Below are 8908 nucleotides of genomic sequence, written 5' to 3'. Positions count from 1 at the left end.
CTTTTGGGATACGGAACTTCCACTACTTCCGTAACCGGATTTTATTCATCAATGCAAGAAAAGGACACGCAACAGTTATGTCGCATGTCCTTCCTCAAAGTGCATAGACTCTTTAGCGCCCCAAAATTTGACAAAGAGCCCTATTAATGTTTAACAATACTGCTTAATATTTTTTATACTCTTATTCCTCTTCTTCAGGAAGGTCCGCGTTGTGGTAAACATCCTGAACATCATCCAAGTCATCAAGGGCATCGAGCATTTTTTGCATTTTTACAGCGTTGTCCCCTTCAAGAGCGATGGTGTTGTCAGGTACCATGGTGATTTTACTTACCATGGTTTCGATATTAGCATCGGCCAAGGCTGCTTCAACAGTGTCATAATCTTCCGGAGCGGTGTAAATAACAAAACTGTCATCTTCCACTTTTAAATCTTCCGCACCGGCTTCTAAAGCAAGCATGGTCAATTCTTCTTCGTCATGACCTTCGCTGTCGATTACGAAGATACCTTTACGGTTAAACATCCAAGCTACGCAACCGGTTTCACCGAGGTTACCGCCGTTCTTGGAGAACGCATGACGCACATCGGCTGCCGTACGATTACGATTATCGGTCAAACACTCAACCGTTAACGCTACGCCGCCCGGGCCGTAACCTTCATAGGTAATTTCTTCGTAGTTATCCATATCTGTAGCGCCTACGCCTTTAGCGATAGCGCGTTGAATATTATCTTTAGGCACGTTGTTTTCACGAGCTTTTTGTAAAGCCAATTTTAAACGCATGTTACCAACCGGATCGCCACCGCCCATACGTGCAGCAACCGTAATTTCACGGCTGATTTTAGTCGTTACTTTTGCTTTCAACGCATCAGTTTTACCTTTTTTATGTTTAATATTGGCCCATTTTGAATGTCCGGACATTGTACTTCCTCCTATAATAACCTGAATGATTCTTTGGTGCTTCCTTTGCATTCTGCTTTATTTATATTCTGCTTACGCGTGCTGTCTTCTTATAGCATTACACGTTAATAGCGCTATGCTTTTTCCCACCACGCTTCGCCACGCAAACGATCCAAAATAATGGATACGGCACTGCGTACCGACAGATGATTGTAATCACCGTGACCATATACAGGTTCTAAAATATAATCAAATTCTTCCATAGTTTCTTTGGTCATGCCATAACCGGTACCAAATAATACTAACACAGGGCGCGACCCCTTTTCAAGCGTTTGCCGCATCCATGCGTAAGTTACCGTATTATCATAAGTACGTGCATCGGTTGTGGCGATAATCGGCGGGTCACCCTCAAGGGCTGTCACTTCCTCAACAGCGGCTCGTATCGAGTTGACCAGTGCCACTTCACTGAACGCATTTTTGCGGTCGGGATTGTAGGTACTGCCAAAACCGGTTTGCCAGTGCTCCATAATCTGCTTGGCCAAATCACGTTGGGCCGGTATGTTGTGAATCACAAAATAACGACTCACATCATACGTAATAGCCGCCCGGGCAATATCGTGAATATCATAATTCGTAATCGCCGTCGTAATGACTTCGCCATGCTTATTATAGATAGGATAATGAACCAAGCCTATATATAAATTTGCCAAGGTTATTCCTCCCTTTTTATTCGCTGCTCTCCATTATAATGAATTCCACCGTTCGCCGCAAATAAAATCTATAAAAAAATCTATAAAAAAATCTATAAAAGTCTGAAAAACAGTAAAAAGATTCGTTACACCGACGAAACCGCAAAGTTTCATCAGATGCAGCCGAATCTTTTTACTTAATGTATCAGTCGCTTTTTACTGAGCGATTATTTTTTAATATTGTAAAAAACGTCTTCCCCGCGATACTGAGCAGTTTCAGCCAATAAGTCTTCGATGCGAAGCAATTGGTTGTATTTAGCTACACGTTCGCTGCGAGCCGGTGCACCGGTTTTAATCTGGCCGGCATTAACAGCTACAGCGATATCGGCGATAGTATTGTCTTCGGTTTCACCGGAGCGGTGGGAAATAACACAAGTGTAACCGGCACGTTTTGCCATTTCAATAGCGTCAAAAGTTTCAGTCAAAGTACCGATTTGGTTTACTTTGATTAAGATCGCATTGGCAGTATCGGATTTAATACCTTTGGCCAAACGTTCAGTGTTAGTTACGAATAAATCATCACCAACGAGTTGAACTTGGTTGCCAAGGCGTTCAGTCAATAATTTCCAACCTTCCCAATCTTCTTCGGCAAGGCCGTCTTCGATGGAGATGATAGGATATTTAGCTACTAAATCAGCATAAAATTCAACCATTTCAGCGGCCGTTTTTACTTTTCCTTCACCGGCTAAATCATATTTGCCGTCTTTGTAGAATTCGGAAGAAGCCGCATCAATAGCCAATTTGAAGTAGCTGCCCGGTTCATAACCGGCTTCTTTAATAGCTTCGCAGATAACCTGTAAAGCTTCTTCGTTGGAGCCGAGATTTGGGGCGAAACCGCCTTCATCACCTACGCCGGTGGCAAGGCCTTTAGCTTTCAATACGTTTTTCAACGTATGATATACTTCGGCACAAGCGCGTAAAGCTTCTTTGAAAGATTCAGCGCCTACCGGCATAATCATAAATTCCTGAATATCTACGTTGTTGTCGGCATGAGCACCGCCGTTTAAGATGTTCATCATAGGAACCGGCAATTCTTTGGCATTAGTACCGCCAAGATACTGGAACAATGGTAAATCAAAAGAAGCGGCAGCTGCTTTAGCTACAGCCATGGACACGCCGAGAATTGCATTGGCACCAAAATTACCTTTGTTAGGTGTGCCATCAAGTTCAATCATCAAACGGTCGATAGCTACTTGTTCGGACGCATCATAACCGATAATTTCAGGACCGATTTTTTCATTCACGTTTTCTACGGCCTGTTCTACCCCTTTACCGAGGTAACGACCTTTGTCACCGTCGCGAAGTTCTACGGCTTCAAACATGCCTGTAGAAGCACCGGATGGAACGGAAGCAACACCGATGGACCCGTCTTCTAAATACACTTCCACTTCAACAGTAGGGTTGCCACGGGAATCCAAAATCTCTCTTGCGTAAACATCTGTAATCATTGCCATAATGTGTTACCTCCTTGAAAAGAACACTTCTTAAAAGTATATTTTTAAATACTTTTATATACTTAAATCGGTTATATGTAACCGTTTGCAAAAAATTTAATGGTTTTATTTTAAACCGGTGAGCCCTTTGTATAAATTGACTCAACCTATTCAAATTCTTATTTTTTAACCAATAAGCTGTGACCGGTCATATCAGCCGGTTGCGCAATACCGCCCAAATCGAGCATTGTCGGAGCTAAATCACATAGTTTACCTTCGGTAAGGCTGTCATTTTTATGCGTTTCACTAACTAAAATAAGCGGTACCGGATTGGTCGTATGAGCCGTATGCGGCGCTCCCGTACGATGGTCAACCATCATTTCCGAGTTACCATGATCGGCGGTTACCAATAAATGACCCTTTACTTTATTAATAGCTTCCACGATACGTGCTAAGCAAGCATCCACAGTTTGTACTGCTTTTTCGGCAGCTTCCAACACGCCCGTATGTCCAACCATATCAGGGTTGGCAAAGTTCAAAATAATCATATCGAACTTGCCGCTTTCAATAGCAGCCACTACTTTATCGGTTACTTCGTAAGCACTCATTTCGGGCTGTAAATCATAGGTTGCCACTTTAGGGGATGGCACCAAAATACGTTCTTCACCGTCAAATACATCTTCTTGGCCACCACTAAAGAAATAAGTTACATGCGCATATTTTTCGGTTTCCGCAATACGCAACTGCGTATAACCGCCATCAGCTAATACTTGCCCCAATGTATTCGTGAGCAGTTCTTTTTCATACACAATATGAGTAGGCAAACCGTCTTCATACTTGGTCATAGTAGCCATATAAATCGGCAACAAACCTTTAACTCGATTGAAGCCGGTAAATTCAGGATCTACCAACGCTCTGGTGAGCTGGCGAGCACGGTCCGGTCTGAAGTTGGCAAAAATCACCGCATCATGAGCTTCAATAGCGCCTTTGGCATCCAATACTACAGGCACTACGAATTCATCCACCACCTCATTGGCATACGATGCTTCAATCGCCGCTTTAACAGAATCAGCTGTAACACCAACACCATCAACAATAGCTTGGTAGGCTTTTTCAACACGTTCCCAACGTTTATCGCGGTCCATGCCGTAATAACGACCGCCGATGGTGGCGATTTTACCAAGGCCGAGCTGAGTCATATAAGCTTCTAAATCTTCTATATAGGTAAGTGCGCTTTGCGGCGGTACATCACGGCCGTCCAATAAAGCATGAACGTATAATTCAGTAACACCTGCGTCTTTAGCCCCTTTAATAATCGCTTTAATATGATCTAAGGAGCTGTGTACACCACCGTCGGATACCAAACCGATAATCTGTAAACGATGAGCTTTCGCCTGTGCATATAATTCTTTAATAACAGGTTTTTCAAAAAAAGCTCCGTCTTCTGTATCTTTGGTGATTCGCGTCAATTCCTGATACACAATGCGACCGGCCCCGATATTTAAATGACCTACTTCAGAATTACCCATTTGGCCTTCCGGTAAGCCTACAGCGAGACCCGATGCCTGTAATTGTGTATGTGGATAGGTTTCCCATAATTTTAAAAAGTTCTCAGGCTTAGCCTGTACGACCGCATTGGTAGGGTCGTTCACATCCCCTATGCCGAACCCGTCTAAAATGGTCAGCATCACGGGAGCTTTTAATTTTGCCATACACAAACCTTTCTATATTCAAAATATATTATTCGTAATTAAACTATGATAAGTTTTACCGTCTATTATTTACTATACAGTATAACTTTATAATCTTTATCTAGTATGCGTAAAAACTTAGTAAATGAATTCAAATGGTCAAAAATTAATCAACCTTAGGCTTAAATAATCGTTAATCAACCTTAGAGTTAAATAAGCATTAATCAATCTTAGGCTTTAATAATTGCCATGAAATCATCTGCTTTTAAGGATGCACCGCCTACTAAAGCACCGTCAATATCCGACTGCGATAAAATTTCCTTAGCATTACTGCCTTTAACACTGCCGCCGTATTGGATACGCAATGCTTCAGCTGTTTCCTTATCGAATAAAGCGGCCACTTTGGCACGAATGGCTGTACATACTTCCCCGGCCTGTTCCGCAGTTGCCGTTTTACCGGTACCAATAGCCCAAATCGGTTCATAAGCAATTACCATTTGACTTACTTGTTCAGCCGTTAAGCCTTCAAGGCCAGCCGTCAATTGGCTGTCAATAAACGACTGTGTCTCATTGGCTTCACGCTGTGCCAAACTTTCGCCGACACATAAAATCGGGATTAAATCATATTGGAAAGCGGCTTTTATTTTCTGATTAATTAAAGCGTCGGATTCACCGAAATACTCACGACGTTCCGAGTGACCGAGAATTACATAATGACAACCTACATCGGTAAGCATGAGTGGCGAAACTTCACCGGTAAACGCCCCTTTTGGCTCAAAATACATATTCTGAGCGCCTAAGCGAACATCCGTATCTTCAATTAAATCAGCTACCGTGCTGAGACCGGTAAACGGCGGACAAACCACCACTTCACGAGTCGCTTCACCTTCAGCGAGAGCTGCTTTAATGCCTTCCACTAAAATGGTAGCTTCCGCTAAATCAGTATGCATCTTCCAATTGCCGGCAATAATTTGTTTACGCATGGCTCCTCCTTATTTATCGGCTAATGCCACGATACCCGGTAAGGCTTTCCCTTCTAAATATTCCAAGGATGCACCGCCACCGGTCGAAATATGAGAGATTTTATCGGCAAGACCGCTCTTTTCAATGGCTGCCACCGAGTCACCGCCACCAACAATAGTCGTTGCGTCAGCTTCAGCTACGGCTTTAGCTACCGCGTTAGTGCCGGTTGCAAAATTATCCATTTCAAAAACGCCCATAGGTCCGTTCCAAACAATCATCTTCATTGGTTTTAACACTTCCGCAAACGCTTTTTGTGTGTCCGGACCAATATCAAGGGCCATCCAGCCTTCTTCAATGCCGTCGGCCGGAACTACTTTATGATTAGCATCATTACTGAATGCATCGGCTACCACAAAATCAGTTGGCAATAGCAAATTCGTATTTGTTTCAGCAGCCTGTTTAATAAGTTGACCTGCCAATTCGATTTTGTCCGCTTCCACTAAGGATGAGCCGGTTGGATATCCTTTAGCGGCAATAAAGGTATTGGCCATGCCGCCACCAATGATAAGCACTTCTACTTTTGGCAATAAATTGGAAATAACTTCAATTTTATCGCTTACTTTAGCGCCGCCGATAATAGCTGCAAACGGGTGTTCCGGATGTTCCACGGCACCGCCGACGTATTTAATTTCTTTTTCCAATAAATAGCCCGCTGCCATTGGTAAAAATTTAGTAATCCCTTCTACGGATGCATGAGCACGATGAGATACACCGAAAGCATCATTGATACCAACTTCGGCAAGGGATGCCAATGCTTTGGCAAAATCTTCACCATTCTTTTCTTCTTCTTTATGATACCGTAAGTTTTCCAACAAAAGAACGTCGCCATCCTGCATAGCTTCTACCGCTTTATGTGCGGCTTCACCGACACAATCATCGGCAAATGCTACCGGTTTGCCCAATAGTTCACTGAGACGAACAGCGCATGGCTGTAACGTAAATTCAGGCTTACGTTCGCCTTTCGGACGTCCCAAATGAGACGCTAAAATAACTTTGGCACCTTTACCGATTAAGTAATTAATAGTCGGTAAAGTAGCACGAATACGCGTATCGTCAGTAATGACACCATCTTTTAAAGGTACATTAAAATCTACGCGCACAAATACACGTTTATGGGCTACGTCGACGGACTCAATTGTTTTTTTCATAACGGCCTCCTATATGTTAACGATACAGCTTATAAAAAATAAGCCTATCTCTCGTCATTAGCTTATAAATGGCAAGCAAAAGAGGGGACTATCTGCATAGTCCCCTGCAAAAATTATAAACCTTGATCAGCAATGAATTTAGCTAAATCAACGACACGGTTGGAATAACCCCATTCGTTATCGTACCAGGAAACCACTTTTACCATATTGCCTTCCATTGTCATTGTCAAATCAGCATCAACGATGGAGCTGCGTGGGTCACCGTTGAAGTCGTGAGATACGAGCGGTAAATCAGAAACACCTAAGATACCTTTCAATTCACCTTGTGCTGCTTCACGTAATGCGGCATTGATTTCTTCTTTCGTTGTTTCTACATTGAGTTCAGCTACCAAGTCGGTAATGGAAACGTTTGGTGTAGGCACACGAAGAGCAAAACCGTTTAATTTACCCTTTAATTCAGGTAATACCAAAGCTACCGCTTTAGCAGCGCCGGTAGTTGTAGGAATAATGGATAAAGCAGCTGCGCGAGCACGACGAAGGTCGCTGTGCGGTGTATCCAAAATGCGTTGGTCATTAGTATAGGAGTGAACCGTAGTCATCAAGCCGCGTTTGATACCGAATTTTTCATTCAATACTTTAGCAAACGGAGCCAAGCAGTTAGTTGTGCAACTTGCATTGGAAATGATGTGGTGGTTTTTAGGATCGTATTTGTCCTGGTTAACACCCATTACAATAGTAATGTCTTCTTCTTTAGCCGGTGCGGAAATGATAACTTTCTTAACAGAACCGCCCAAATGCTGAGCTGCGTCATCACGTTTGCGGAAACGGCCGGTTGCTTCTACAACAATTTCAACGCCTTCAGAAGACCAGTCAATATTAGCAGGATTAGGATCATGGAATACACGAACTTTTTTGCCGTCAACCACGATATAGTCACCGTCAACAGTCACTTCTTCTTGCAAGTTACCGTGTACGGAATCATATTTTAATAATAAAGCAGAACCTTCAATATCGCCTAAGTCATTAATAGCCACTACTTCTACGTCAGGGTTATTAAGCGCTGCACGAAATACACATTTACCGATACGACCAAATCCATTAATACCAATTTTAACTGCCATGATGGTTCCTCCTAGAGTGTAAAAATTAATACCTAAACAGTTTTAAAATGTGAGTGTTTACGATTTAAATAAAACAATGTATGACTAATAATAAATCATAAACACTATGACTAGCTAATACTTAGTAGCGCTGCTATTGATTCAGCTGCACTTTCATCAATAATAAGGGTACCTTTGCGACAGGCTCTCATCACCCCGATAATTGCTTTGGCTTTACCGGCACCACCTGCTACAGCGATTACATGCGGTATAGACTCAATATCAGTAAGGGCTATGCCTACATTATTGGTCGTATACACAATGTTGCCGCTAATGTCACAATAGTAACCCAAGGCTTCCCCAACAGCACGTTTAGCGCGCAACGTAGAGCGTTGTGCATCTGTTATATGCCGCTGTGCTGCCATGTGCAAGGCTTCACCGATGCCAAAGATTAAAATATCGGTTTGCTTAGCCAATTCCATCACTTCTTTGATTTGTGGTTCCATATTCATCAAAATGCTCAACGCGTCTTGCGACAAACCATCAGGTAGATGTAACATTTTGTAGGTACTGCCGATTTTCTCGGCAATCACCGAAGCAATCACATTTGCTTGATATTCTACCCGTTCGCCGATTCCGCCGCGAGCCGGAATAATGGTAGCCTGACATTTCTTGGCCGGCAAAGCATCTGCCATATTGGCCATTGTACTGCCGCCACTTACAGCTAAGACACTGCCCGGATGCAATACCCCTTGCAACACTTTCGCCGCCTGGAAGCCTAACTCTTTACGTTCCATGTCGGTTTCCCCACCGCCACTGGTAATAATCACTTCATCAATTTGCAAAACTTCTTTAAGCTTTGCTTCAAG

8 protein-coding genes are annotated in these 8908 nt (G+C 42.9%); all 8 read right to left on the bottom strand.

The window, feature by feature from the left end; genetic code table 11:
* Positions 1–181: 181 nt before the first annotated feature.
* Complete coding sequence (locus tag E7204_RS08155) at positions 182–916, bottom strand: YebC/PmpR family DNA-binding transcriptional regulator (protein ID WP_021841511.1); 735 nt, start codon at positions 914–916, stop codon at positions 182–184.
* 113 nt (positions 917–1029) lie between these two features.
* Positions 1030–1605, bottom strand: coding sequence for an RNA methyltransferase (locus tag E7204_RS08150; RefSeq protein WP_295183423.1), 576 nt, complete (start codon positions 1603–1605; stop codon positions 1030–1032).
* Between the two features lie 206 nt (positions 1606–1811).
* The gene (eno, locus tag E7204_RS08145; protein WP_021841509.1) at positions 1812–3098 is read right to left on the bottom strand and encodes a phosphopyruvate hydratase; all 1287 of its coding nucleotides are present in this window, start codon (positions 3096–3098) and stop codon (positions 1812–1814) included.
* Positions 3099–3256: 158 nt separating this feature from the next.
* Positions 3257–4789: a 2,3-bisphosphoglycerate-independent phosphoglycerate mutase gene (gene gpmI / locus E7204_RS08140; RefSeq protein WP_295183420.1), complete on the bottom strand. Its 1533-nt coding sequence runs from the start codon at positions 4787–4789 to the stop codon at positions 3257–3259.
* A gap of 209 nt (positions 4790–4998) precedes the next feature.
* The gene (gene tpiA / locus E7204_RS08135) at positions 4999–5751 is read right to left on the bottom strand and encodes a triose-phosphate isomerase (RefSeq protein WP_295183417.1); all 753 of its coding nucleotides are present in this window, start codon (positions 5749–5751) and stop codon (positions 4999–5001) included.
* A gap of 9 nt (positions 5752–5760) precedes the next feature.
* Positions 5761–6939, bottom strand: a complete 1179-nt coding sequence (locus tag E7204_RS08130; protein ID WP_295183414.1) for a phosphoglycerate kinase — start codon at positions 6937–6939, stop codon at positions 5761–5763.
* Positions 6940–7052: 113 nt separating this feature from the next.
* The gene (gene gap / locus E7204_RS08125; RefSeq protein ID WP_127058274.1) at positions 7053–8060 is read right to left on the bottom strand and encodes a type I glyceraldehyde-3-phosphate dehydrogenase; all 1008 of its coding nucleotides are present in this window, start codon (positions 8058–8060) and stop codon (positions 7053–7055) included.
* A gap of 110 nt (positions 8061–8170) precedes the next feature.
* Positions 8171–8908 (bottom strand): sugar-binding domain-containing protein (locus tag E7204_RS08120; RefSeq protein ID WP_295183411.1); only part of this gene is annotated, 738 nt, incomplete at its 5' end.

It is taken from the genome of Veillonella sp., assembly GCF_015058545.1.
Classification (GTDB): Bacteria; Bacillota; Negativicutes; order Veillonellales; family Veillonellaceae; genus Veillonella_A.
Note: the sequence above shows the minus strand (reverse complement) of the source record. Positions and strands in the feature narration are given on the sequence as shown.

What these genes read in the sequence shown, in the direction of transcription:
- E7204_RS08130 (WP_295183414.1), bottom strand. Translation starts at nt 6,939, where the DNA reads ATGAAAAAAACAATTGAGTCCGTCGACGTAGCCCATAAACGTGTATTT.
- E7204_RS08155 (WP_021841511.1), bottom strand. Translation starts at nt 916, where the DNA reads ATGTCCGGACATTCAAAATGGGCCAATATTAAACATAAAAAAGGTAAA.
- tpiA (WP_295183417.1), bottom strand. Translation starts at nt 5,751, where the DNA reads ATGCGTAAACAAATTATTGCCGGCAATTGGAAGATGCATACTGATTTA.
- gap (WP_127058274.1), bottom strand. Translation starts at nt 8,060, where the DNA reads ATGGCAGTTAAAATTGGTATTAATGGATTTGGTCGTATCGGTAAATGT.
- eno (WP_021841509.1), bottom strand. Translation starts at nt 3,098, where the DNA reads ATGGCAATGATTACAGATGTTTACGCAAGAGAGATTTTGGATTCCCGT.
- gpmI (WP_295183420.1), bottom strand. Translation starts at nt 4,789, where the DNA reads ATGGCAAAATTAAAAGCTCCCGTGATGCTGACCATTTTAGACGGGTTC.